The sequence below is a fragment of the Pseudoalteromonas sp. A25 genome (genome assembly GCF_009176705.1).
GTDB lineage: Bacteria > Pseudomonadota > Gammaproteobacteria > Enterobacterales > Alteromonadaceae > Pseudoalteromonas.
The window spans coordinates 2,408,682-2,432,827 of sequence record NZ_AP021846.1 but is presented as its reverse complement, the minus strand read 5'-3'; the positions used below and the strand labels follow the sequence as shown (position 1 = coordinate 2,432,827).

The window sequence follows — 24,146 nt, the reverse complement described above, 5'->3', positions numbered from 1 at the left end:
CAACTTCAAATAACTCCGATACGAGGAACATAATTATGCGCATTATCCTTTTAGGCGCGCCGGGTGCAGGTAAAGGCACTCAAGCACAGTTTTTAATGGACAAATACGGTATTCCACAAATTTCTACTGGCGATATGTTGCGTGCAGCTATCAAAGAAGGTACACCGTTAGGCCTAGAAGCGAAAAAAGTGATGGATGCTGGTCAATTGGTGTCTGATGAAATCATTATCGGTTTGGTAAAAGAGCGTATCGCGAAAGAAGATTGCGCTAAAGGTTTCTTGCTAGATGGTTTCCCTCGTACCATTCCACAAGCGGATGCAATGAAAGACAACGGTATCAGCATCGATCACGTGATTGAGTTTGACGTTGCTGATGAAATCATTGTTGAGCGTATGGGCGGTCGTCGTGTACACCCAGGTTCAGGCCGCGTTTACCACGTTGTGTACAACCCACCTAAGGTTGAAGGTAAAGATGATGTCACTGGCGAAGATCTTATTATTCGTGACGACGATGTTGAAGAAACAGTGCGTAAGCGTTTGGGTATTTATCATGACCAAACTAAGCCATTGGTATCTTACTACCAAGCAGAGGCGGATGCAGGTAATACTCAATACCACAAGCTAGATGGCACACAAGCGGTTGATGCGGTAAGACAACAATTAGCTGAACTACTAGGCTAACCTAATAGCCTTTACTGAGTATGCGCTCAATGTGTGCATACTCAGCACTTCTTTATTTTCCTGCCATCAAGCCTTGCAACACGCCGTTACAAAATTACCCACGAATTTTTAATTATTCACGCTAGTATAGTGCTGTTTATTTCGCTCAAAGGATAATAATAATGAAGGCAAAAATTTTGAGTGCACTGCTGTGTTGTGCATCTTTAGCAAGTACTTTTGTACATGCAGACGTATATAGTGATGCTGTGGCAAACTCTGCGCGCTCTGAAAAAGATCGCGCTTTGGATGAAAGGCGTAAACCTGAACAAGTGATGCGCTTTTTTGAGATTAAACCAGGAATGAAGGTTCTTGATGTGTTTGCCGGTGGAGGCTACTACTCTGAGTTGATGAGTTATGTTGTAAGCAACAGTGGCCATATCACGATGTATAATAATCAGCCTTGGCAGCGATTTGTGCAAAAGTCGGTTGATGAACGCTTGAAAGATAATCGGCTTGCGAATGTATCGACATTAATTGTTAAACCTGAAGAATTAAAAAATACCAAAGTAAAGTACGATGCCGCAGTGTTTGTTCTTGGAATGCATGATTTGTATTACGCTCATCCAGAAAATGGCTGGCCTGAAATTGACAAAACAAAGTTTCTGCAAGGAATATACAGCAAATTAGAGCCAGGCGCTGTATTTGGAGTTATCGATGCTAACGCTGTAAAAGGCGCTGATAACGAGCATGTAGGCAAGTCTATTCACCGTGTCGACCCTGAAGCGGTGATCAAAGACCTTGAAGCGGTGGGTTTTGTACTAGAAGCGCAAGGAGAGTTTTTGCGTAACCCTAAAGATGACCTAACGACGTCGGTGTTTTTGCCCGAGAACAGGTATAACACGGACCGCAGTGTGCTTAAATTTAGAAAACCGAAATAAAAACACACGAAAAGGTCACAGTATTGCTTTGAGCGACCCAGACTCTCGTCAGTGACAAAAGTATACATTTTGAGTGTGAGTCGCTCGCTCAAAAGCCTTCGAGATCCTGAATTTGTTTTAGGATCTCACAACACATTAACTCTCAGTAAAGGCTAATTAGTAGTCTTTAATATCCGCATAGAGATTAAAGCGATTTTAATTTTTCAATGACGCTGTCGTAATTAGGCTCTGTGGCTAGGTTCTCAACTAACTGCTTATAGATCACCTTATGCTCTTGGTTAAGTATAAATACAGCTCGGCTTAACAGCCCCATATCTTTGATATATAAACCATAGTTTTTACCGAAGTCATGCCAGACTGAGTCAGAGAGGGTCTGTATTTTGTCGATATTTTCAGCTTGGCAAAAGCGCTTTTGGGCAAACGGTAAATCGGCACTAATGGTGAGCATAACAACGTTTTTGTATTCGTCAGCTACTTGCTCATTAAAGTGTTTTGTCTGTAGGCTACATATGCCAGTGTCTAAACTTGGCACAACACTAATTAAAACAGGTTTACCCGCAAAGTTGTCTAGCGTAACAGGCACAAATGACCCATCTACGACCTTAAAATTTGGCGCTTGTTGCCCAAGTTCGATACCACTACCAAGCAATGTGACAGGTTTTCCATTAGCATTTACTTTACCAATATCAACCTGATTTTCAGGTAAACTCATAGCAAATAGAGAGTGAGAAATGAGGGCTGCGGCAAAAATTAGTACTTTGTTCATAAGCTAAGACCTTAGTCAGTTATCGTAATCCATCAGAGTGTATTATACTGTTAGCTGTGAACCAAGTTTACGAAAGGAATAACGTTGTAAATCAATGGTTATTTGATTAACATGAGCCGTGAAAATAAGCGATATTTTATTATCGTATATAAATAATAACAAACGCAACTATTTTTTAACATGTGTTTCTGAAAGTGGTTTGATAATGTAAGAGAGCTTTTATGTCAACATTGGTCTTAATATGTGATGACTCGAAACTGGCACGCAGACAGCTAGCGCGCTCGTTGCCCAATGATTGGGATATAAAAGTAGAGTTTGCAGAGCATGGCATCGACTGCTTGGAAAAAATAAAATCATTTTCTCCTGAAATTCTCTTTCTTGATCTCAATATGCCCCAAATGGACGGTTACGGCGTGCTCGAAGCCATTCGTGATCAGGGTTTAAACGTGCTTACTGTTGTGGTGTCGGGCGATATTCAGCCTAACGCACATCAACGTGTTATTGAGTTGGGCGCAATAGATTTTATTCGTAAGCCGTGTGATGCAGATAAGCTTGTTGAAATTATTGAACACCACGGAATACGTGATAGATCAATCAGAGAAAGTTTGGTTCATAAGTTGGGGGAACAGTTAGAGCCTGAGATCCGTGACATTTACCAAGAGTTGACCAATGTCGCAATGGGACAAGCCGGCGACTTACTGGCTAGGCTGCTCAATGTGTTTGTCGAGCTACCGATCCCTAATGTGAATGTGCTAGAGGTTAGTGAATTGCATATGGCATTGCAAGCAATTGATGCCAGTGCTAGTACATCGGGTGTATGCCAAGGATTTATTGGGGGTGGGGTATCGGGAGAAGCGCTGTTACTTCTCAACGACTCTAGCTTTAAAGAGGTTGCCTCTTTAATGAATTATCATGGTGAGCTTAATGATAAAGTAGAGCTAGAATTACTAATGGATATTAGTAACATATTGATTGGCGCTATTTTAACCGGTTTATCTAAGCAACTCGATATGTCTTTTAGTCAGGGGCACCCCGTGGTTTTAGGGCAGCATTGTGACGTTTCTGACTTAGTGAAAGCTAACAAAAGTCGCTGGCAGAGAACGCTTGCCATTGAAATAAGCTATGGCATTGAAAATCACAATATCAACTGTGACTTGATGCTTTTATTTACAGAAGATTCTCTGAAAACCTTAAAATATAAAGTTGCTTACCTTTTAGAAGATTAGAATTATGCCTGCTGCTGACTTTGAAATGAATGAAATACACTGGTTGATGGATATGTTTAATACCGTCGACGTTGGTCTTGTGGTACTAGACAGGGAATACAAGGTGTGTGTATGGAATGGCTTTATGGAGAATCATTCAGGGCTATTACCGAGTGCTGTAAAGGACAAAGACATATTTGATATTTTCCCAAGTATTGACGAGAAATGGTTTCGTTCGAAGGCTGAGTCGGTGTTTGTATTGAAAAATCGCTCATTTACAATTTGGGAGCAGCAGCCATATATTTTCCGCTTTAAAAACTATCGCCCAATCACGGGAAAAGCTGATTACATGTATCAAAACTCAACAATTATTCCGTTATCCACTTTAACGGGAGAGGTTGGGCATATTTGCATTATCATTTACGATGTAACTGATGAAGCGATGAATAAAGTTGAATTAGAAAAGGCCAACCAAGAGCTAGAGCGGATCAGCAGAACAGATAGTTTGACGCAATTGGCAAATCGTGGATATTGGGAAGCGGGGCTTCGTAATGAGTTTTTACGCCTTAAACGGAGCAAAGGCTGCAGTTCATTATTAATGTTTGATATCGATCACTTTAAAACGGTTAATGATGAATATGGTCACAGTGGTGGTGATGAAGCTATCAGGCATATTTCTGATCTATTAAAGAAAACACTCAGAGAAACCGACACTGCAGGTCGATATGGCGGTGAAGAGTTTGCAGTGACTTTGGTCGACACAGATGCCGAAGGAGCCGCTATTTTTGCCGAACGGTTGCGTGCTCTAATTGAAAAATCGTCTATTTTTTATGATGAACAGCAGATAAAAATTACAGTGAGTGTTGGCTATGCTACATACAGTGACGATTTTATAAAACATGAGCAATGGATTGAAGCAGCTGATATGGCGCTTTATCACTCAAAAGAGACTGGACGTAATAAGGTGACTCAGTATACAGCTGAGTTGAAAAAAGATTCAGCTAAAAAGGGCTGAGTAGAGTGAGTAACACCAACCTATCCTTAAGGCTATAGTGTTACTCAGCTAATAGATTAATCTTCTTTTTCTTCAATTGGGCATTTTGCAATAACTTGCTTTTCGCCGTGTTCATCAAGCTGTTCGAGCCTAACATCAAATCCCCAAAGCCTGTATAAATGCTTAAGCACTTCATTTTTTGAATCAGCCAATGGGATATTGTTATGAGGAACGTACCTTAAAGTTAACGAGCGGTCACCTCTAACATCAACATCGTAAATTTGAATATTAGGTTCATTATTACTCAAATTATATTGTGCCGACAGCGAAGAGCGAACCTTTTGATACCCTTCATCATTGTGGATTGCACCGACTTCTAGGTGAGGGTTTTTTTGGTTATCGACAATAGTAAATAATTTAAAATCACGGATAAGCTTGGGAGATAAAAACTGACTAATAAAGCTTTCATCTTTAAAGTTTTCCATTGCAAAATGTAACGTATCTAGCCAGTCACTGCCTGCAAACTCAGGGAACCACGCTTTATCTTCGTCAGTGGGGTTCTCACAGATACGTCTGATATCAACCATCATATTAAAGCCAAGCGCGTAGGGGTTAATACCAGAGTAAAACTTGCTGTTATAAGGAGGTTGATAAACAACATTAGTATGGCTTTGTAAAAACTCTAACATGAATGCATCTGATACTTTTCCTTCGTCGTATAAATGATTCAAAATGGTGTAATGCCAGAATGTTGCCCATCCCTCGTTCATCACTTGAGTTTGTCTTTGTGGATAGAAATACTGCGATATTTTTCTAACGATACGGATTACTTCTCGCTGCCACGACTCTAACAGAGGGGCATTTTTTTCAATAAAGTACAGGATATTTTCTTGTGGTTCGCTTGGGAAGCGAACTTTTTTCATCTGTTCTTCTTGCTGGTTAACAGGAATAGTGCGCCACAATTCGTTTACTTGTGACTGTAAATAGTCTTCCCGCTCTTTTTGTCTTTTTTGCTCTTCATACATCGAGATTTGCTGTGGCCGTTTGTATCTGTCGACCCCATAATTCATCAATGCATGACATGAATCTAGCAAGTTTTCAACTTCGTCAATGCCGTGCTTTTCTTCACATCGTGCAATGTAGTTTTTTGCAAATACTAAGTAATCGATAATTGATGAAGCATCAGTCCAGGTTTTAAATAAGTAATTACCTTTAAAAAAGGAGTTATGGCCATAGCAAGCATGCGCCATTACCAATGCCTGCATGGGTAGCGTATTCTCTTCCATTAAGTATGCAATACAAGGGTCTGAGTTAATAACTATCTCGTAAGCAAGTCCCATTTGGCCACGTTTATAGTTTTGCTCTGTAGAAATAAACTTTTTACCAAACGACCAATGGCTATATCCAATGGGCATACCCACGCTGGAATATGCGTCCATCATTTGTTCTGCTGTGATCACCTCAATTTGGTTAGGGTAGGTATCTAACCTGTAATGCTCTGCAACGCGAGCAATCTCTGCTTGATACTCGTTTAACAAATCAAAGGTCCAATCTGGCCCATCATTCATTGGGTTATAACTCATAAGCTCCCTCCAATGTGGCTAAGCCGCGCCTTGTTGCTGACGATTCTTTTTGAACAACTCTCTAAAGATCGGATAAATATCTTCAACTGTGCGGATATGCTGCATGGCAAAATTGTCGTGTGTATTAGCAATAGCTTGATATTCACGCCATAAACTCTGATGAGCTCGCGTTGTGATCTCGATGTAGGCATAGTATCTAACAGCTTTGAGCAATTTTTTCGTCATGATTTCTGTGCAGTGAGGTGAATCATCAGCCCAGTTGTCGCCATCAGATGCTTGTGCTGCGTAGATATTCCAATCGCCTTGAGAGTAGCGCTCCTTGACTATTTCGTCCATTAGTTTCAATGCGCTGGATACTATGGTTCCGCCAGTTTCTTGCGAGTAGAAAAACTCCTGTTCATCAACTTCTTTTGCTTGAGTGTGATGCCTAATATAGACCACTTCAATATCTTTATAAGTTCTAGTCAGAAATTGATAAAGCAAAATGTAAAACCGCTTTGCCATATCTTTTGTAGCTTGATCCATTGAGCCTGATACATCCATTAAGCAAAACATAACCGCTTTACTTGTTGGGTGTGGGCGTTTTTCATAATTTCGAAATCTCAGATCATAGTTATCTATAAAAGGAACTGCTGCTATTTTTTGTTTTAGCTCTGCTATTTCAGTCTCTAGCTCGGTAATTTTACCTTGCGGTGGAACCGGCTCTTTTAGCAATAAAGCCAGTTCTTCCTCCGCTTCAGCAAGTCGTCTACGTTTACTAGCAGACATAGCGACTCTGCGCGCCAAAGAGCCTCTTAAAGAGCGAACTATATCTAGGTTACTAGGCATGCCATCGTTACAAAAACCAGCTCGGTGCGTTTTCATCTGCACAAGTTTATCGAGCTGGCTTTGCTGAAGGTTTGGCAGTTCTAAATCTTCAAACAAGAGGTCCAGATATTCGTCTTTTGATATTGAGAATACAAAATCATCTTCTCCCTCACCCTGATCACTGGCATCACCAGGTCCAGATCCCCCACCTTGGCCCGCGGGAGGTCGCTGTATTTTGTCCCCGGTACTAAATTGGTCATTACCAGGGTGGATCATTTCACGATCCCCCCCTTTGCCTTGATGAAATACAGGTTCGCTAATATCGCGTTGAGGGATTGAGATACTCTCTCCGCTGCTCGTATCGGTCACACTGCGCTTATTAATTGCATCAGAAACAGCTTCTTTAATCTGCTTCTTATAGCGTCTTATGAAGCGCTGTCGATTCAGCGTACTTTTGTTTTTACCGTTCAGGCGACGGTCTATAAAATGCGCCATAAATCACCCTCTCAGTGTCTAATCGTATTACTGTGATTTCCTAACTCTTAGATACCATTCAGAGAGCAACCTAACTTGTTTCTGCGTATAGCCTTTTTCAACCATGCGATTAACAAAATCCTCATGCTTTTTCTGATCTTCTGCAGAAGTTTTTGCATTGAATGAAATAACAGGGAGTAACTCTTCTGTGTTTGAGAACATCTTTTTCTCAATAACAGTGCGAAGTTTCTCGTAGCTAGTCCAAACTGGATTTTGGCCATTGTGATGGGCTCTAGCGCGCAGTACAAAATTAACAATTTCGTTTCTGAAATCTTTAGGGTTTGAAATGCCAGCCGGTTTTTCAATCTTTTCAAGCTCTGCATTGAGAGCTGCTCTATCAAATAACTGTCCTGTGTCTGGGTCTCTGTACTCTTGGTCTTGGATCCAAAAATCAGCATAAGTGACATAACGGTCAAATATGTTTTGGCCATACTCAGAGTATGATTCTAGGTATGCGGTTTGTAGCTCCTTACCGATAAACTCAACATACTGAGGGATTAAGTACCCTTTAAGATGACTTAGGTAACGCTCTTGTACTTCAGCGCTGAATTGCTCACGTTCAATTTGTTGTTCAAGTACATAAAATAAATGAACAGGGTTGGCTGCAACTTCAGCGTGGTCGAAGTTGAACACTCTAGATAAGATTTTGAATGCAAATCGAGTAGATAACCCTGTCATGCCCTCATCTACACCAGCATAATCGCGATACTCTTGATAAGACTTAGCTTTGGGATCGGTGTCTTTTAAACTTTCACCATCATACACACGCATTTTTGAGTAAATGCTAGAGTTTTCTGGCTCTTTGATCCGAGAAAGCGCAACAAATTTAGCCAACGTTTCTAGTGTCCCAGGTGCACACGGTGCTAACGATAGTTCACTATTTTCAATTAACTTGTTGTAGATTTTTACTTCTTCAGACACTCTCAAACAATAAGGCACTTTAACGATGTAAACTCGGTCTAAAAATGCTTCATTGTTTTTGTTATTTTTAAAAGTTTGCCACTCCGATTCATTAGAGTGCGCTAAAATCATGCCATTAAAGGGCAGGGCTGATATGCCTTCGGTTCCGTTATAATTGCCTTCTTGGGTAGCAGTCAGTAGCGGGTGTAGCACCTTGATTGGCGCTTTAAACATTTCTACAAATTCCATTAAGCCTTGGTTAGCTAAGCACAACGCACCTGAGTAAGAATAGGCATCAGGATCATTTTGTGCATAGTGCTCAAGTTTTCTGATATCAACTTTACCAACAAGTGCTGAAATATCTTGGTTGTTTTCATCCCCAGGTTCAGTTTTAGCTATCGCAATTTGGTCTAAAATTGAAGGATAGCGTTTAACTACTTTGAATTGGCTAATATCGCCATTGAACTCATGGAGTCTTTTTGTTGCCCAAGGAGACATGACGGTTTTTAAGTAGCGTGGTTTTATACCGTACTCTTTTTCAAGTAGCTCAGCATCTTCAATGGGATTAAAAAGAGAAAGAGGGTGATCATTTACAGGTGAACCTTTGATGGCATAAATAGGCACTTGCTGCATCAAATACTTGAGTTTTTCTGCTATTGAGGATTTACCACCGCCCACGGGACCCAGTAAGTACAACACCTGCTTACATTCTTCTAGCCCTTGAGCGGCATGTTTAAGGTAAGAAACAATTTGTTCAATTGCATCCTCCATACCGTAAAATTCATTAAATGCAGGGTAACGAGCGATAACGCGGTTCGAAAAAAGGCGACTCAGGCGTGCATCACTTGCTGTATCAATCATCTCTGGCTCGCCAATGGCCATTAAAAGGCGTTCAGGAGCACTTGCGTAGGCCGATTTATCATTTTTACAGATCTCAAGAAACTCGGCGATACTGTACTCTTCTTCTTGTGCTGCTTCATATCTGGCTTGGTAGTGTTCAAATATCGTCATAACGACCTCCAGTAACCTGCTTACTCAAAAAAGCTGATTTGTCTACAAAGGAAAAAGGTTACTTTAAGCTTAGTCCTGATATCTGAAATTTGCCTAAAAATTCCAAATATTTAATGCATTTGGATGAAAAATGAGAGGAAATAAAAAAGGCACCGAAAGTGCCTTTTTTTGCAATAGTTTTATCGCTTAAGTGGGATTGATTTGTTAAGCAAGGTTGCTGTTTGCAAATTCCCAGTTAACTAATGCCCAAAAACCTTTTAAGTAGTCAGGACGAACGTTGCGGTAGTCGATATAGTAAGCGTGTTCCCAAAGGTCAACCGTAAGAATTGGTGTTACGCCTGCATCTGTAAGCGGTGTAGCCGCGTTCGATGTATTTACGATATCTAATGAACCGTCAGCAAGTTGTACTAACCAAGTCCAGCTAGAACCAAAGTTATTTACCGCTTTGTCGTTGAACGCTTCTTGGAACGCTTCGAATGAGCCCCATTTAGCATTGATAAGCTCTGCAACTTTACCAGCTGGCGCACCGCCACCATTTGGCGAAAGGCTGTGCCAGTAGAAAGTGTGGTTCCAGATCTGAGCAGCGTTATTGAATACACCACCTTCTGAACTACATACTACTTCTTCTAACGTTTTGTTAGCAAGCTCAGTACCTTCAACTAAACCATTTAGTTTTACAACGTAAGTGTTGTGGTGCTTGCCGTGGTGGAACTCTAATGTTTCTCTAGAAATATGTGGCTCAAGTGCATCGATTGCATAAGGTAGTGACGGTAGTTCAAATGCCATTTTAATCTCCATTTTGTTGTGTGAATGCCAAATAAGAGTATCAAACATTGTGCACTTAACCAGTGCTGTTCTATACGAATTGGCATTATAGTGATACTATAATTCCCGAGTATTTTACTCAAGTTTTGGCAAACAGCAATGGCGTTGCCTTAATACTAATTGTAAATGTGGTCTTAATGGTGATATTTCAAGCACACATTTTATTACAGACCAAATGCTATCGTCACTTTGAGGTTAAAGATGGAAACCATTGATAAAATTAAACAGCAAATTTCTGAAAACCCGATTCTTCTTTATATGAAAGGCTCTCCTAAATTACCTAACTGTGGTTTTTCGTCACAAGCAGCACAAGCATTGATGTCATGTGGTGAACAATTTGCTTACGTTGATATTTTACTCAACCCAGATATTCGTGCTGAGCTACCTCATTATGCAAATTGGCCAACATTTCCACAATTATGGGTTGAAGGTGAGTTAATTGGTGGCTGTGACATCATTATTGAAATGTTCCAACGTGGTGAATTACAACCGCTTATCCAAGAAACTGCCGCAAAATATAAAACAGAAGAGTCTAGCTCTGCTGAGTAAATGGCTTTTCTGAGAGATTTATAGCCCAACCAAGTGTTGGGCTTTTTTATGTCTAATTCATATCGCGCATCAACAAAGCAAGACGTTGGGTTGACGTTCGCGTAAACCTCAGGATTTGACCGTAAGCGGAATCTGTTATTTGCTCAAGCCTAAACTGCATAGTATGCAAACGAATAAATAACGAAAGCCAATCAAACGACCTTGACGTTGCATATTTATTCATTTTCTATGGGGTTACGTTTACGTAAACTGTATCTTTCAGCTTAACGAGCTTAACTTTAAATTTAAAATGACACTGGTGTCATGTTCTTTTTTTAATCTTTTTTTGCGACTTTTATCCTATTTTAGAAGTGTCTTGTTAATTTTTGATACCAATGAGAAATATTCAAGTTCATGAATATGTATTCATAATTTTGTTGACTCGCATATAAAACCTCGCTAATTTTGAATATCTGCCAAAAATATCGTTAGAAGTGTAACCAACGGCAGTTGTAGCAAGGGGAGGAGTCCATGTTATATGACTCAGCACTAGAAAAAGATAATTGTGGTTTTGGCTTGATAGCTCATATCAATGGTCAGGCGAGTCACAAACTCATTCGCACAGCGATAACAGGATTAGATCGGATGCAACACCGAGGGGGCATTGCATCTGATGGAAAAACAGGTGATGGCTGTGGATTATTATTACAAAAGCCAGACAGTTTCTTTCGTGCTATTGCTGATGAAAAGCAATGGCGCTTAGGTAAGAACTATGCCGTCGGCATGTTATTTTTAAATACGGATAGTGAACTTGCGAACGCTGCAAGAAAAGTAGTTGGTGAAGAATTAGAAAAAGAAACACTCACGCTGGTGGGGTTCAGAGAAGTGCCCACAGATCCGTCAATGCTGGGTCCGATTGCAAAGCAGCAATTGCCCATTTTTGAACAAGTATTTGTCAGTGCGCCAGAAGGCTGGAGACCAAAAGATCTCGAGCGCCGACTTTATATTGCAAGGCGCAGAATTGAAAAGCGCTTAGCTGATGATAAGCAGTTTTATATTTCGAGTCTCTCGGGCCTTGTAACTGTGTATAAAGGTCTGATGATGCCGGCAGATTTGCCAAACTTCTATCTTGACCTTGCAGACATGCGAATGAAAAGTGCAATTTGTGTGTTCCACCAGCGCTTTTCAACCAACACCCAACCGCGTTGGCCGTTGGCTCAACCATTTAGATATTTAGCACACAATGGTGAAATCAATACCATTACTGGCAATCGTCAGTGGGCAAAAGCTCGTGCCTATAAGTTCTCTTCGCCGTTGTTGCCTGACTTGCAAAGTGCAGCACCTTTTGTCAATGAAGAAGGTTCAGATTCATCGAGCCTAGATAATATGCTAGAGCTGTTTTTAGCTGGTGGTATGGATTTATTTCGAGCCATGCGCATGCTAGTGCCACCTGCGTGGCAAAAAAATCGTGCGATGGACGATGACTTACGCGCATTCTACGACTTTAACTCTATGCACATGGAGCCTTGGGATGGCCCCGCGGGCATTGTTATGTCGGATGGGCGTTTTGCTGCGTGTAACTTAGATAGAAATGGACTTAGGCCTGCGCGTTATGTATTAACCCAAGATGGCTTTATTACACTAGCCTCAGAGGTAGGAATTTGGGATTACGCCGCTGATGAGGTGATTGATAAAGGCCGTGTTGGACCCGGTGAATTGCTCGTAATTGACACATTACACGGCAAAATTTGGCAATCGGATGAAATTGACCAAGATCTAAAAGCACGCCACCCATACAAAGCGTGGTTGGAACAAAACGTTAAACGCTTAACGCCGTTTGAGCAGTTAGATGAGCAGCAAGCAGGTGGCAGAGATGTAGACGACCAAATGCTATTGACCTACCAAAAGCTGTTTGGCTACTCCAATGAAGAGCTTGATCAAGTATTGCGTGTGATGGGTCAAAATGGCCAGGAAGCTACAGGTTCAATGGGTGACGACACACCATTTGCAGTATTATCAGAAGGTTATCGCTCGCTGTTTGATTACTTCAGACAAAAATTTGCGCAAGTAACCAACCCGCCCATTGATCCTCTTCGCGAAAATCACGTTATGTCTTTGGCTACATGTATTGGTAGAGAGCAAAACGTATTTAATGAAACGACCGGTCATGCTAAGCGCTTACAGTTTGATTCGCCCGTATTGTCTTACTCTGATATGCAGCAGCTGCGTAATGCAGACGATGAGCACTATTCTATCTGCAAGGTATCACTGAACTACAAACCAGATGAGGGCTTAGAAAATGCCATAAATCGTATATGCGATGAAGCGCAGCAAATGGCACAAGCCGGTTGTGTGATGGTAGTATTGAGCGACCGAGATATCAGTGAGGCAACGTTACCTGTTCCAGCTGCAATGGCTGTGGGGGCAGTGCAAAGGAGGTTAGTTGATACTAACTTGCGTTGCGATTCTAACATTATTATTGAAACGGCAAGCGCAAGAGATCCACACCAATTTGCAGTATTGTTAGGCTTTGGTGCCACAGCTATTTATCCTTACTTGGCATATGAGTCATTGGTAGCGATGTGTGATCAAGGCATCATCAAAAAGACTTACCGTGAAGTGACGCTAGCCTATCGTAATGCGATTAACAAAGGCTTGTATAAAATCATGTCAAAAATGGGCATTAGCACGGTTGCCTCTTATCGCTGTTCAATGCTATTTGAGGCGGTTGGTCTATCTGATGTCGTGGTTGAAAAATGCTTTAAAGGTGTTGCAAACCGCATTCAGGGCGCATGTTTTGAAGACTTTGAAAGTGATCAAGCTAAGCTACATAAGCTCGCTTATAGCAAGCGTAAATTGCTCAGCCATGGTGGCTTACTCAAATATGTACATGGTGGAGAGTACCATGCATACAACCCAGATGTTGTGCAAACGCTGCAAGTGGCAGTGCGCTCTGGTAGTTATTCTGATTACCAGAAATACGCAGATCTGGTAAATAATCGTCCTATTACCAACTTGCGCGATTTGTTGGCTTTAAAAGGACAAACGGCAGTTAGTATTGATGATGTAGAACCTGCAACTGAGCTTTACAAACGCTTTGACTCAGCAGCAATGAGTATTGGCGCGTTATCGCCAGAGGCGCACGAAGCATTGGCAATTGCCATGAACCGTTTGGGTGGTTGCTCTAACTCAGGTGAAGGCGGTGAGGATAAACTGCGTTTTGGTACAGAAAAGAACTCGCGTATTAAGCAAGTTGCCTCAGGCCGATTTGGTGTAACGCCGCATTACTTGCAAAGTGCCGATGTGATCCAAATTAAAGTAGCGCAGGGCGCGAAGCCGGGCGAGGGCGGTCAGTTGCCAGGTGAAAAAGTGACGCCATACATAGCGAAGTTACGTTATTCAGTACCTGGCGTGACGTTGATCTCACCTCCACCGCATCATGACATTTACTCAATAGAAGATTTAGCTCAGCTAATTTTTGACCTTAAGCAAGTTAACCCCAATGCCATGATCTCGGTGAAGCTCGTGTCTGAACCGGGTGTTGGTACGATTGCCACGGGTGTGGCAAAAGCTTATGCCGACCTTATTACCATTGCTGGTTATGACGGTGGCACCGGTGCAAGTCCGTTAACATCAGTTAAGTATGCGGGGAGTCCGTGGGAGCTTGGTTTAGTTGAAACCCAGCAAGCATTGGTTGAAAACGGCTTGCGTCACCGCATTCGTTTACAAACCGATGGTGGTCTAAAAACGGGTTTAGATATTGTTAAAGCCGCTATTTTAGGTGCCGAGAGTTTTGGTTTTGGTACCGGCCCTATGGTTGCGCTTGGATGTAAATATTTAAGAATTTGTCATCTCAATAACTGTGCAACGGGTGTGGCAACACAAGACGAAACGTTGCGCCAAAAGCATTATCACGGTCTACCTGAAATGGCGATGAATTATTTTAAGTTTATTGCCCAAGAAGCGCGTGAGTTAATGGCGCAATTAGGGGTAACAAGACTTGTTGACCTAATTGGCCGTACCGACCTGCTTGAGGTGATAGAAGGTCGCACAGCCAAGCAAAGTAAGCTTGATTTATCGAACTTGCTGGCACAACCGAGTAACCCCTCAGGTGAGACGCTTTATTGCAGCGCAAAGAACACCTCTCATTATGAGGGTAAGCTTAATGAGCTATTGCTTGATAAGGCAAAACAAGCCATCGACGAAAAATCAGGGATCTCTTTGGTCAACCGAATAGCTAATACCGATCGTTCGGTCGGGGCAATGTTATCGGGTTATATTGCCAGTAAGCATGGTAATCAAGGTATGTCTGCAGACCCAGTTGCTATTGAGCTACATGGTACAGCTGGCCAGTCTTTTGGTGTGTGGAACGCCGGTGGTCTGGAGATGACACTCGTAGGTGATGCGAATGATTATGTAGGCAAAGGTATGGCTGGCGGTAAGCTGGTGATCAGGCCGCCTATGGGTTCGAGCTTTGCCAGTCATCAAGCCACAATCATGGGTAATACCTGTTTGTACGGTGCAACAGGTGGAAAGTTGTTTGCTGCAGGGCGAGCAGGTGAGCGTTTTGCGGTGCGTAACTCTGGCGTTCAAGCGGTTGTAGAGGGCCTAGGGGATAATGGCTGCGAATATATGACCGGTGGTGTGGTGTGTGTGCTTGGTGCGGTAGGGGTGAACTTTGGTGCCGGTATGACCGGTGGTTTTGCCTATGTGTTAGATGAGGGCAATGACTTTGAAAAACGTATTAACCCAGAGCTTGTTGAAGTGGTTGAACTGACTGAACTGGCGTCGCATCAAGAACATTTGCGAGGCTTAATTGCAGAGCATTTAGATCTAACTTGTTCATCACGTGCCGAGCAAGTGTTGGCTAACTTTGATTTGTATTTGCCGATGTTCAAACTAGTTAAACCTAAATCTAGCGATCTTAAAGGCCTATTAGGGCACAGAGCACGCAGTAGTGCTGAACTTCGTGTGCAGGCTCAATAGGGGGAAGTATGAGCGAAAATGTATATCAATTTATAGACGTACAACGAGTTGACCCGCGCAAAAAGCCAATTTCGACTCGTAAACAGTCATTTGTAGAAATTTATGAACCGTTTTCGAGCAGTCAGGTAAATTCGCAATCGGATAGATGTTTAGATTGTGGCAACCCATATTGCGAGTGGAAATGCCCAGTTCATAACTATATTCCGCAGTGGCTGAAGTTAATAAGAAATGGTCGACTTTTTGAAGCGGCAGAGCTGTCACACCGCACCAATAGTTTACCAGAAGTATGTGGTCGGGTATGTCCGCAAGACAGGTTATGTGAGGGCGAGTGTACACTTAACGAAGAGTTTGGCGCCGTCACAATAGGCAATATTGAAAAATACATTACCGACACCGCATTTGCACAGGGCTGGAAGCCGGATATGTCTTATGTGGTTTGGAGCGACAAAAAAGTAGCTATTATTGGCGCAGGCCCGGCGGGGCTCGGATGTGCCGATATTTTAGTACGCAATGGCGTTAAGCCAGTGGTGTTTGATCGTAACCCTGAAATTGGCGGCTTGTTAACCTTTGGGATCCCGTCATTTAAGCTCGAAAAATCGGTAATGGAAAAACGCCGCGAGATCTTTACTGAAATGGGAATCGATTTTCAGCTGAACACGGAAGTAGGCAAAGACATTAGTATGGATGAACTGTTATCACAATACGATGCAGTGTTTGTAGGTGTGGGTACTTACCAAAGCATGCGCGGTGGACTGGTGAATGAGGACGCACAAGGCGTATATGACGCACTGCCATTTTTAATTGGCAATACCAACCGTGTGATGGGATATGACGAGTCAAAACAGCCGTTTATCGATATGGCAGGCAAAAAAGTCGTGGTACTTGGTGGCGGCGATACTGCCATGGACTGTGTGCGTACGTCTGTTCGACAAAACGCCGCATCGGTTGTGTGTGCCTATCGTCGAGATGAAGAAAACATGCCGGGCTCTCGTCGTGAAGTAAAAAATGCCAAAGAAGAAGGGGTTGAGTTTAAATTTAACCTACAACCAAAGGGGATTTTGGTGAACGAGCAAGGCCATGTCACTGGCGTTGAAATGGTACAAACCAAACTCGGTGAGCCCGATGCCAATGGCCGTCGTCGCGCTGAAGAGGTGGCAGGGTCTGAGCATGTGGTAGAAGCGGATGCGGTATTGATGGCATTTGGTTTTAAACCACATAGCCTTGATTGGTTAGCGCAATACGATGTGGAAATTAACCACTGGGGCGGCATAGAAGCACCAGAAAAAGGCGAATTTACCCATCAAACCAGCAACCCAAAAATTTTCGCTGGTGGCGATGCCGTGCGCGGCTCCGATTTAGTGGTTACCGCCATCTTCGAAGGCCGAAACGCCGCAGAAGGTATTCTCGATTACTTGGATGTTTAATCACTCTATTTAGAAATTAGTTTCAAACTAAGTAGTAAGACCATCGAGCCCGCACAAGCGGGCTTTTTTGTTGGGTTTGGTTTATCGATATGCTTTGTGAAGCGCGTATCTAAACGGTTGGTTAAAAGTGGCATTTGGACCTGAGATTAACGGCTGGAAAATGCCAGAAGCGTAGTTCCAATGCCTGAATCTGAAACTTTGTTGGGTGGCGCCTTCGGCTTAACCAACCTACCTTTTGGTGTAGGTCGGTATAAGGTGCGCAGCGCCGCCATCCGACTAGAAATCATGCTGTTACTTAGAAATAACCCGACTGACTACGTTAAGCTGCTGGCTAAAAGTGACTATTGGACTTGAGTTTAAGGGCTGAAAAATGTCAGAAGCAGCCGTTAGTAGAGAGCAAAGTTATGCCGTTTTATACAAAGTGCCGAATTTTGTCCTAAAACATTATTCCTCGCTGTTTTGGGGTAAAGCGACAAACTGGAATTTTCCGCTGTGTTATATGCTTGTTTACATTGGCAATTATTGGTGGAATTATAACGGTATGTAATATGAGTCGCTTTGGTGTGTTATAAACTACCAAAAGGGGCTGAATGGGCTGTTAGGGCTACTAGGAAGTTCGATGATTTTCGATTTAGTAAAAAAGTATGAAACTATTGATCGTGACATAAAGTGGCTTACTTGGTTATTGATAACGTACTGTTGTCTTGTTCTCTTCAGAATTATTTATTGCCTTTATATTAAAGATTTTAACTATCTATTCGAGGGGGCTAAATCTTTATTGCCCCCTTTAACTGCTCTTCTAGTTGTACAGGTTGCTAACCGGCTGATAATCAATAACCGTATATTGGAAGAAAATGAACAAAGAGTTGAAACTGTACAGTCAACTCATCATGCAATTGTTATTGTAAAAGACCTAAAAGCTAAAGTTGGGTACGTTAAACATTGTATTGAAAACAACAGACCACCAATAGCATTGGTTGAAGTGGCCGCTCGTATCGAGATGCGTTATGAATCATTATTTGAACGTAACTTATATAAGTATTTACAAGGTGAAAGCATTGATCTGATAGCTAGGATTTCAGGTACTATTTTTGGAATTCAGGTCTTTGCGGAACAATTAAAGCAGCAGATAACTTGTAAAAAAGAACTTACTCTTGAAAATATGCCAAAGTTAAATAGCGATAAGCCTCTGAATTCTCTAGATGATTTGCTTAATGAATTAGACACATTACTCGACCATCTATATGAAATAAGAGAGAAAATCAATTAGTTGTGTAGCCCTAAAAGGCAAGGGGTCACTAAAAGGCAAGGGGTCAAGTCACTTGCTTCACAATATAAAGATCAAAAACTACCAATCTGACTAACAGCCTGTACGTATGTGACAGGCTCTGAGCCTATGATGGAAGCGCTCTTTTAATGGCATATGCAAAATTAATTCTGACTATCCACCAACTGGGCCAGTTCACTGCGACTGTTGATGCCTACCTTTTCATAAATACGATACAAATGATTAGACACCGTTGACGGTGCAACCTCGAGTTGCTTGGCTACTTCTTTAAAGCTGAGGCCTTTGCAGATCCAGGTTACTATTTGTTTTTCACGCTGACTGAGTACGTCTAATGGCCCAGGTAAGCGCAACGTGACTAAAACAAGCTTACCAAGCGACTTAAATGTGATGGACAAATTATTGATCTCGACCATTGTTTGGTCTTTGCCAATGGGAAAGGGTAAGGTTACATCGGAGCGGTTTGGAAAGTGTTGATTTAACAGAGTTACAAATCGCGGTTGTACTTCATGAAAGCAGCCGTTCAAATCGCAAATAGCTGAAGAGGCGTGATCTTTGGTTTGTTCTAACGCGGTGCCCACACGCAAATGTAGAAAGAATGCGTGAGAGAGTGCGCTGACTAAATGAAACACCATGCGTTCTTGTATTTGCTGTTCTTCGCGCGTGAAAACGTGTTCACGGTCAAAGCGATAAAGGCTGATCAATGAGTACAGGCCGTTGTCATTATCAAAGTGCCCAGCGGCCAATATGCGCTCAATACCATAAGGCTTAAAAAGTTGATGGTATAACTGAGACTGATAAAAATCGTCATCCGCGAAGGCATCTTGCATGTTAACCGGTCTGCCCAAGTTGCTTATGACCATGTCTTTGATGGGGTTGAGCGGTAAGGTTTTTTGCAAATGATGGGCGTAGTTGTCGTCTAAACCGATATGGCAAACATAGTGAAAGTGAATATCGGCACTGTTACCGCTGCCCCAAAACGCGGCATCAAATTCAATGACTCTAGATAGTTGTTCTAACGCCCACACTCGATATTGGTCGGGCGGAACCCGTGTTGCCTCACGGTAGAGCGTGCTGATCAGAGCTTCTTGGTTGGTTATTGTTGTCATAATGCTGCTTTTCGTGAGGACTAAACTTACAAAGGAGAGTTGCGTAACTTCAACCTTTTTCAGTAAAACTGCCTCTGTTGTAACGAAAGTGTAATGTTACTTTAACACTTCAGCTTAGGTCATATCTACTATTGGTTGCGTGCGCATGTATGGTCACAATATCAGTATTACACGCATTTATGAGACCGATATGCAACCCAACTACCAAATTGCCCCGAGTTTATTAGATAACCGTTCACAATTTTCATCGCCATTTTTTAATCGTTTTGAACTACGCCATGCAAGCAGCCCGCTGAAATTGAATGAGCAGGTGAGTAAAAATTATCTGTTTCCCACTTTATATGGTGATGTGAGTTGCGCTATTGCTGTATTTTTGTGTGATTACAAACGGGCGCAAGCGTTGTTGCCTCACCCAAAAATGAAGCCGGTAGCCATGCCAAGAGGGCGGGCGCTGGTTACATTCTCATGTTATCAATATAAGCGCGTGCTGGGGCTTGCTCCTTATAATGAGATTGCCATGACCATTCCAGTCATGGTTGACCCCTTAGTGAATGTGCCAGTACTGCCAATGCTCATGCAAAGTTTAGATAAATTTGGTTATTACGTATTTCATATGCCTGTGACTTCTGAGGAGAATCGAATTAGAGGCCGTGAAATATGGGGCCTGCCAAAAGAGGTTGAAACGGTTGAGATCCAAACTGATAACCATTACTGCACCAGCAGAGCCATCGACGCTAAGGGCGATCATTATCTCACGCTTAAAGTGCCCACACAGGGTAAAGCACAGCACTTTGATGTTGCATCGAATTTATACTCTCGCTTGGGCACAAAGCTGTTGCAAAGCCCAACACATTTTAAAGGTGGCTTTAACGTGAATAAAAATATCAGCCGCTTGTGGCAAAAAGGGGAAGATGACCCAAAATTCTTGATTTTAGGCCATGGCCCAAAAGCGCAAATGCTCAGAGAGTTAGAGATAGAACCACAACCGCTTGAAACGCGGTATACAGCGCACATGGATGCGTGTTTTGATCTGGCGAATAGCAATTTTGTGGCACCGTTTGCTTTTAGCGATGAGCGATAGGCTTTTGTTTAATTCCAGCTTAACGACAACCCTTAAAAAAAGAGGCTTAGTGATGCTAGGCCTCTTTGTATTATTGGTTAGTTTACTGAAAATGACCGACTGGAACCGGAGTAGCTGCGTATTTTGCTATCCCAACCACTTTTCCAATGCCCATGATGTTTGATGCGGTAAGTGCCGGATGGCATAGTCGCGTCAATGGTCCACTCTAGCTGCGCGAATGAACATGCCAGACAATCGGGCGCCGTATCTCTTATCCACTTAAACTTGGTACTGAAGTCATTATCAGTTAGTACCGTCGTCCAATTGCCGTTGATGTTGCGCTGAACTTCCATAAAGCTCGACATCGTCTTAAAGTTATTTTGCGGATGGCCCGAGCGAAACTTGACCTTGACCGTGTCTCCTCGATTGTAACGGCTGTTTGCATTTTGCCAAGTTTGGCCAAAAGACTCCCACAAGCGTTTGTCGTCATAAACCACGCCAATCGCATTGACTTTTTGCTTGTTTGACCAATCTAGTGGTGTGGGGCCTACATTCACATTTTGGCCGCTGCTCAAAGCACCTGCGAGACCTGAATAGATTTGACGGTAGGCTGCAAGCGTATACTGACCGAAAAGGTTATGCGCGCCTTCGTAATATTGAACGCGATATTCCTCTTTGGTGGTGATATATCCACCATATGCATTCGCTAAACCTGCGAACACGACTCTAGTTATACCTTTTGCAGCAAGTGTAGCTTGCAGGTCGTTACGTAGCCTGCGAGCGGCCATGGTGGTAATCTCACCGGGGATACCAATCAATGCCATATTACCAATTTGAAATAATTGGAACGGTAACGTATCGGTGTAAAGGTGTGCAGCAGCACCCAATTTGATGGGTAAAAAGGTTGGTTTTGGGTATTGGCAACTTTCATGAGTTTTACTGCCCAGTACGTTTTTATCAAACCCGAGTAAACCGCCAAAGTCGTTAATGAACTTGAAAGCACCGCTGACCGCGCCAATCGCTGTACTGCGATCCCATGCTGAACCTTCGTTATCTTGTGTCATACCTTCAAACACACCAGCTTGACCAGAAGGGCCATCATGAGTTGCACCTGCGGTCATTGAAAAACCAATTGCACCTTCGCATAGCGCTTGGTTGCTGTCGCCCGAATAGTGACTTGAAACATTAAAGCCGGGCATTTTCGCGTATTGGAAACGAAAATCTAGCTGGCCACTTAATGCTTCAGACGCAGAATTGTATAAACTCATGGCTTTGCTATATTGCTTTTGCGCAGATAGCGCCACGTTGCCTTCATTGTTTCCTTTACCCGCGCAACCATTTTCTGGCCCGCATACATTGGGTGACACATCGCCTTCTTCGCTATTGGCAAATGCTGCAACAAACTGGCCTGATAGCGGCCAATTTGCGCCTTTTTGTTTTTCAAATAACTGCGCTGCAAGCCCTTTATTGTCGCCCGTAATGAGCCTTTGACTTTGACTGCTCGATACGTTGTGAACACCAAACCAGTTCAGCATGCCGATTTCTTGCCCGTTAGTTTTTACAAATTTCAAGAGCGTCATGGTTTCGTTGATGTTTTTAGAGTAATTATCAGCATCTGTGTTTTGACGATAAGCGGTTGGATTGCGATTAATCGCTGCACCTGATAATTGCCCTTCATTCACTTTTATACTGCCAAACCCCTTACTGAAAAACGCACTGCGAATGGACACATAAATACCGTTGACGATGGTGTTATAGTTATTCGCATCATAGCCAAGTGCGCTCATATTGAGCATGATATTATGATCATAGCCACCGGGGCCAACATGAACATGGGTTGCACTGATCATCACGTTGCTTTGGTTGAAGTAGGGGGCAAGTAATGGATCGCTCGCTATTTTCTTTAACACACCTTGGTGAACACTTTGTGTAATGCTTTGTAGGTCGGCGCTTACAAAAGCAATGTATCGATCGTTCGTGGGGGTGCCAATAACAAACGCACGTGACCAGAGTCTTGTGTGTATGCCTTTGGTTGTTTGTGCAATATCTCCGTAGCCTACCATACCTCTATCGGCAGCAGGTCCGGTGATATCGTAAATGCCTGTGCCAATGATCCAATCATTATTTGCTTTTGCGCCTAAGCTTAGGAGCAACAGGGTAAAGCTGGCAAGTTTCTTAAACCAGTGTGCATATTTTGAGTTATAAAAAATCATACAAATCCTCAAGCTGAGCCAATTAGCAAAGCTATGTTTTTTGTTAGGAAGGATGAATACCCATAAAGGGCGGCGCTTTCTATACTCGCGAGATAGGGAAAAGATTAAATCGCATTACTAAATGAAACAAAATAGTAATATTAGCCTAACAAATTGTTTTTATGTCGTGGAGTAGGAGTTGCTTTGATTGCATGGCTATTGGCACCATAACAAGCGCAATAACGTATTAGCAGACAGGCTGAATAAGTTGCGAAGCGATGCCATCCAACATGGCCGCCTCAGGAGAAAAGCGCTTCGTGATTTGAAGCGCTTTGAAGCACTATGCATGCTTTTTATTTGATGGTTTTAAATACGTATTAATGACATAACCCCAAGGTATTGCAAGGATGGGTAAAACAATCAACAAAAATGGGAACAACATACCATCGGTTGTATCGTCAGACAGCGTACCTGCGTGATAAAGCGGTAAGGCAACCAGTGCTAGCCAAATACACTTGTAAGCGATTTCTAGCAGTAAGATGGGGATCATTTTTACCGGTTTAAATATGCCTATCAGAGCGAACAGTGAAAACGCTGCCCACACACTCCAGTCCATCGCATCGCTCGGGTCCCAAGCGTGCTCATAAGAAATGATGTACGACCAAACATCAAAGGCTAAAATTGTCGCCATTAAAATGTAAATCAGTCGCATAGCATAGATATTAATGGGGCGAATACCATCATATTTTTCGTTCTGCGAAAATACATACCTTAACGTGTTCATATATTTCCCTTACCAATTGCTTAAGTGCAAAGCCACTCTAAAAGTGCCGGCATACAAGTTGCCTTCTGGTTAATATTTACACTAAAAACACACCTTGTAAATTGGCGTTTAATCCACGTTTTGAAACAATTTATTTCGTGTTTTTCGAGCCGCTTAATGAAGACGGTTAGCTATATGGTTAGGTACTGTGGTGGCTAAATAATGGAAACAACGAAAAATAATAAACAACAAACTAATTAACCTCAGCTGCGGATAAGAGTTTTGATAGCTCAGAAGAGAGACATTGCAACCCCTTCAATATCCAATGACGATATTTCGCTCACTATCAAGGCATTTTCGTGAAGTAATAGCGAGCTATTACAAATTAAAATAACGAAGAGAGTGAGCGAAATAGCTTTATTGGGCAAATTCTCTTATGTGCAGCTGAGGTTAATTACAGCGAGCTGTAATAATAAGCCACTTGTTGTACATGAACATATGTGACTAGCCGTGTGTGGTACTGATCATTACTACATGGCCGCTCTTGCGGCCTTTTTAAAAGAATATTTATTGAAAT

18 protein-coding genes are annotated in these 24,146 nt (G+C 42.4%); 10 read left to right on the top strand and 8 right to left on the bottom strand.

Going from position 1 to position 24,146, the window contains the following annotated elements; translation table 11 throughout:
* The first annotated feature begins 35 nt into the window (after positions 1-35).
* Both adk and GDK41_RS10315 read left to right on the top strand, forming a co-directional pair.
* Positions 36-680: an adenylate kinase gene (gene adk, locus GDK41_RS10320; RefSeq protein WP_152086341.1), complete on the top strand. Its 645-nt coding sequence runs from the start codon at positions 36-38 to the stop codon at positions 678-680.
* 161 nt (positions 681-841) lie between these two features.
* Positions 842-1,597 carry a class I SAM-dependent methyltransferase gene (locus GDK41_RS10315; RefSeq protein ID WP_152086340.1) on the top strand — a complete coding sequence of 252 codons (756 nt, stop codon included), beginning with the start codon at positions 842-844 and terminating at the stop codon, positions 1,595-1,597.
* A gap of 184 nt (positions 1,598-1,781) precedes the next feature.
* Here GDK41_RS10315 and tpx read toward each other — a convergent pair whose 3' ends face one another.
* On the bottom strand, positions 1,782-2,363 hold the full coding sequence (gene tpx / locus GDK41_RS10310; protein ID WP_152086339.1) for a thiol peroxidase: 582 nt from the start codon (positions 2,361-2,363) through the stop codon (positions 1,782-1,784).
* A 221-nt stretch (positions 2,364-2,584) separates the two neighbouring features.
* Here tpx and GDK41_RS10305 point away from each other — a divergent pair, with 221 nt between their 5' ends.
* Entirely contained in the window at positions 2,585-3,589 is a 1,005-nt protein-coding gene (locus GDK41_RS10305) for a response regulator (RefSeq protein WP_152086338.1), read from the top strand.
* Between the two features lie 4 nt (positions 3,590-3,593).
* Entirely contained in the window at positions 3,594-4,583 is a 990-nt protein-coding gene (locus GDK41_RS10300) for a sensor domain-containing diguanylate cyclase (protein WP_152086337.1), read from the top strand.
* Between the two features lie 56 nt (positions 4,584-4,639).
* On the opposite strand, the gene GDK41_RS10295 is transcribed toward GDK41_RS10300, so the two are convergent.
* From GDK41_RS10295 to GDK41_RS10280, 4 genes are all read right to left on the bottom strand, one after another.
* Complete coding sequence (locus tag GDK41_RS10295; protein WP_152086336.1) at positions 4,640-6,145, bottom strand: SpoVR family protein; 1,506 nt, start codon at positions 6,143-6,145, stop codon at positions 4,640-4,642.
* 18 nt (positions 6,146-6,163) lie between these two features.
* The gene (locus GDK41_RS10290) at positions 6,164-7,447 is read right to left on the bottom strand and encodes a YeaH/YhbH family protein (RefSeq protein WP_152086335.1); all 1,284 of its coding nucleotides are present in this window, start codon (positions 7,445-7,447) and stop codon (positions 6,164-6,166) included.
* Positions 7,448-7,474: 27 nt separating this feature from the next.
* Positions 7,475-9,397, bottom strand: a complete 1,923-nt coding sequence (locus GDK41_RS10285; RefSeq protein ID WP_152086334.1) for a PrkA family serine protein kinase — start codon at positions 9,395-9,397, stop codon at positions 7,475-7,477.
* Between the two features lie 204 nt (positions 9,398-9,601).
* On the bottom strand, positions 9,602-10,183 hold the full coding sequence (locus GDK41_RS10280; RefSeq protein ID WP_152086333.1) for a superoxide dismutase: 582 nt from the start codon (positions 10,181-10,183) through the stop codon (positions 9,602-9,604).
* Positions 10,184-10,423: 240 nt separating this feature from the next.
* Between GDK41_RS10280 and GDK41_RS10275 the strand changes: the two genes are divergently transcribed.
* The 5 genes from GDK41_RS10275 to GDK41_RS10260 all read left to right on the top strand — a co-directional run bounded on the left by GDK41_RS10275 (position 10,424) and on the right by GDK41_RS10260 (position 18,430).
* Positions 10,424-10,771 carry a Grx4 family monothiol glutaredoxin gene (locus GDK41_RS10275; RefSeq protein ID WP_152086332.1) on the top strand — a complete coding sequence of 116 codons (348 nt, stop codon included), beginning with the start codon at positions 10,424-10,426 and terminating at the stop codon, positions 10,769-10,771.
* Between the two features lie 510 nt (positions 10,772-11,281).
* Complete coding sequence (gene gltB, locus GDK41_RS10270; RefSeq protein WP_152086331.1) at positions 11,282-15,736, top strand: glutamate synthase large subunit; 4,455 nt, start codon at positions 11,282-11,284, stop codon at positions 15,734-15,736.
* Between the two features lie 8 nt (positions 15,737-15,744).
* Positions 15,745-17,160: an FAD-dependent oxidoreductase gene (locus GDK41_RS10265; protein ID WP_152086330.1), complete on the top strand. Its 1,416-nt coding sequence runs from the start codon at positions 15,745-15,747 to the stop codon at positions 17,158-17,160.
* Positions 17,161-17,340: 180 nt separating this feature from the next.
* Entirely contained in the window at positions 17,341-17,514 is a 174-nt protein-coding gene (locus GDK41_RS20225; RefSeq protein ID WP_172971521.1) for a hypothetical protein, read from the top strand.
* A gap of 265 nt (positions 17,515-17,779) precedes the next feature.
* Complete coding sequence (locus tag GDK41_RS10260) at positions 17,780-18,430, top strand: hypothetical protein (RefSeq protein WP_152086329.1); 651 nt, start codon at positions 17,780-17,782, stop codon at positions 18,428-18,430.
* 161 nt (positions 18,431-18,591) lie between these two features.
* Here GDK41_RS10260 and GDK41_RS10255 read toward each other — a convergent pair whose 3' ends face one another.
* A complete protein-coding gene (locus tag GDK41_RS10255; protein WP_152086328.1) occupies positions 18,592-19,554 on the bottom strand; it encodes a helix-turn-helix transcriptional regulator in 963 nt (320 codons plus the stop codon).
* Between the two features lie 190 nt (positions 19,555-19,744).
* Between GDK41_RS10255 and GDK41_RS10250 the strand changes: the two genes are divergently transcribed.
* Entirely contained in the window at positions 19,745-20,635 is an 891-nt protein-coding gene (locus GDK41_RS10250; protein ID WP_172971597.1) for an acetoacetate decarboxylase family protein, read from the top strand.
* Positions 20,636-20,712: 77 nt separating this feature from the next.
* Here GDK41_RS10250 and GDK41_RS10245 read toward each other — a convergent pair whose 3' ends face one another.
* Together GDK41_RS10245 and GDK41_RS10240 are read right to left on the bottom strand one after the other, a co-directional pair.
* Positions 20,713-22,827 carry a neutral/alkaline non-lysosomal ceramidase N-terminal domain-containing protein gene (locus GDK41_RS10245; RefSeq protein ID WP_152086326.1) on the bottom strand — a complete coding sequence of 705 codons (2,115 nt, stop codon included), beginning with the start codon at positions 22,825-22,827 and terminating at the stop codon, positions 20,713-20,715.
* 319 nt (positions 22,828-23,146) lie between these two features.
* Positions 23,147-23,590 carry a hypothetical protein gene (locus tag GDK41_RS10240; protein ID WP_152086325.1) on the bottom strand — a complete coding sequence of 148 codons (444 nt, stop codon included), beginning with the start codon at positions 23,588-23,590 and terminating at the stop codon, positions 23,147-23,149.
* Positions 23,591-24,146: the final 556 nt, after the last annotated feature.

Coding starts and splice junctions, on each gene's coding strand:
- adk (WP_152086341.1), top strand. CDS start 36: ATGCGCATTATCCTTTTAGGCGCGCCGGGTGCAGGTAAAGGCACTCAA.
- GDK41_RS10315 (WP_152086340.1), top strand. CDS start 842: ATGAAGGCAAAAATTTTGAGTGCACTGCTGTGTTGTGCATCTTTAGCA.
- tpx (WP_152086339.1), bottom strand. CDS start 2,363: ATGAACAAAGTACTAATTTTTGCCGCAGCCCTCATTTCTCACTCTCTA.
- GDK41_RS10305 (WP_152086338.1), top strand. CDS start 2,585: ATGTCAACATTGGTCTTAATATGTGATGACTCGAAACTGGCACGCAGA.
- GDK41_RS10300 (WP_152086337.1), top strand. CDS start 3,594: ATGCCTGCTGCTGACTTTGAAATGAATGAAATACACTGGTTGATGGAT.
- GDK41_RS10295 (WP_152086336.1), bottom strand. CDS start 6,145: ATGAGTTATAACCCAATGAATGATGGGCCAGATTGGACCTTTGATTTG.
- GDK41_RS10290 (WP_152086335.1), bottom strand. CDS start 7,447: ATGGCGCATTTTATAGACCGTCGCCTGAACGGTAAAAACAAAAGTACG.
- GDK41_RS10285 (WP_152086334.1), bottom strand. CDS start 9,397: ATGACGATATTTGAACACTACCAAGCCAGATATGAAGCAGCACAAGAA.
- GDK41_RS10280 (WP_152086333.1), bottom strand. CDS start 10,183: ATGGCATTTGAACTACCGTCACTACCTTATGCAATCGATGCACTTGAG.
- GDK41_RS10275 (WP_152086332.1), top strand. CDS start 10,424: ATGGAAACCATTGATAAAATTAAACAGCAAATTTCTGAAAACCCGATT.
- gltB (WP_152086331.1), top strand. CDS start 11,282: ATGTTATATGACTCAGCACTAGAAAAAGATAATTGTGGTTTTGGCTTG.
- GDK41_RS10265 (WP_152086330.1), top strand. CDS start 15,745: ATGAGCGAAAATGTATATCAATTTATAGACGTACAACGAGTTGACCCG.
- GDK41_RS20225 (WP_172971521.1), top strand. CDS start 17,341: ATGCCTGAATCTGAAACTTTGTTGGGTGGCGCCTTCGGCTTAACCAAC.
- GDK41_RS10260 (WP_152086329.1), top strand. CDS start 17,780: ATGATTTTCGATTTAGTAAAAAAGTATGAAACTATTGATCGTGACATA.
- GDK41_RS10255 (WP_152086328.1), bottom strand. CDS start 19,554: ATGACAACAATAACCAACCAAGAAGCTCTGATCAGCACGCTCTACCGT.
- GDK41_RS10250 (WP_172971597.1), top strand. CDS start 19,745: ATGCAACCCAACTACCAAATTGCCCCGAGTTTATTAGATAACCGTTCA.
- GDK41_RS10245 (WP_152086326.1), bottom strand. CDS start 22,827: ATGATTTTTTATAACTCAAAATATGCACACTGGTTTAAGAAACTTGCC.
- GDK41_RS10240 (WP_152086325.1), bottom strand. CDS start 23,590: ATGAACACGTTAAGGTATGTATTTTCGCAGAACGAAAAATATGATGGT.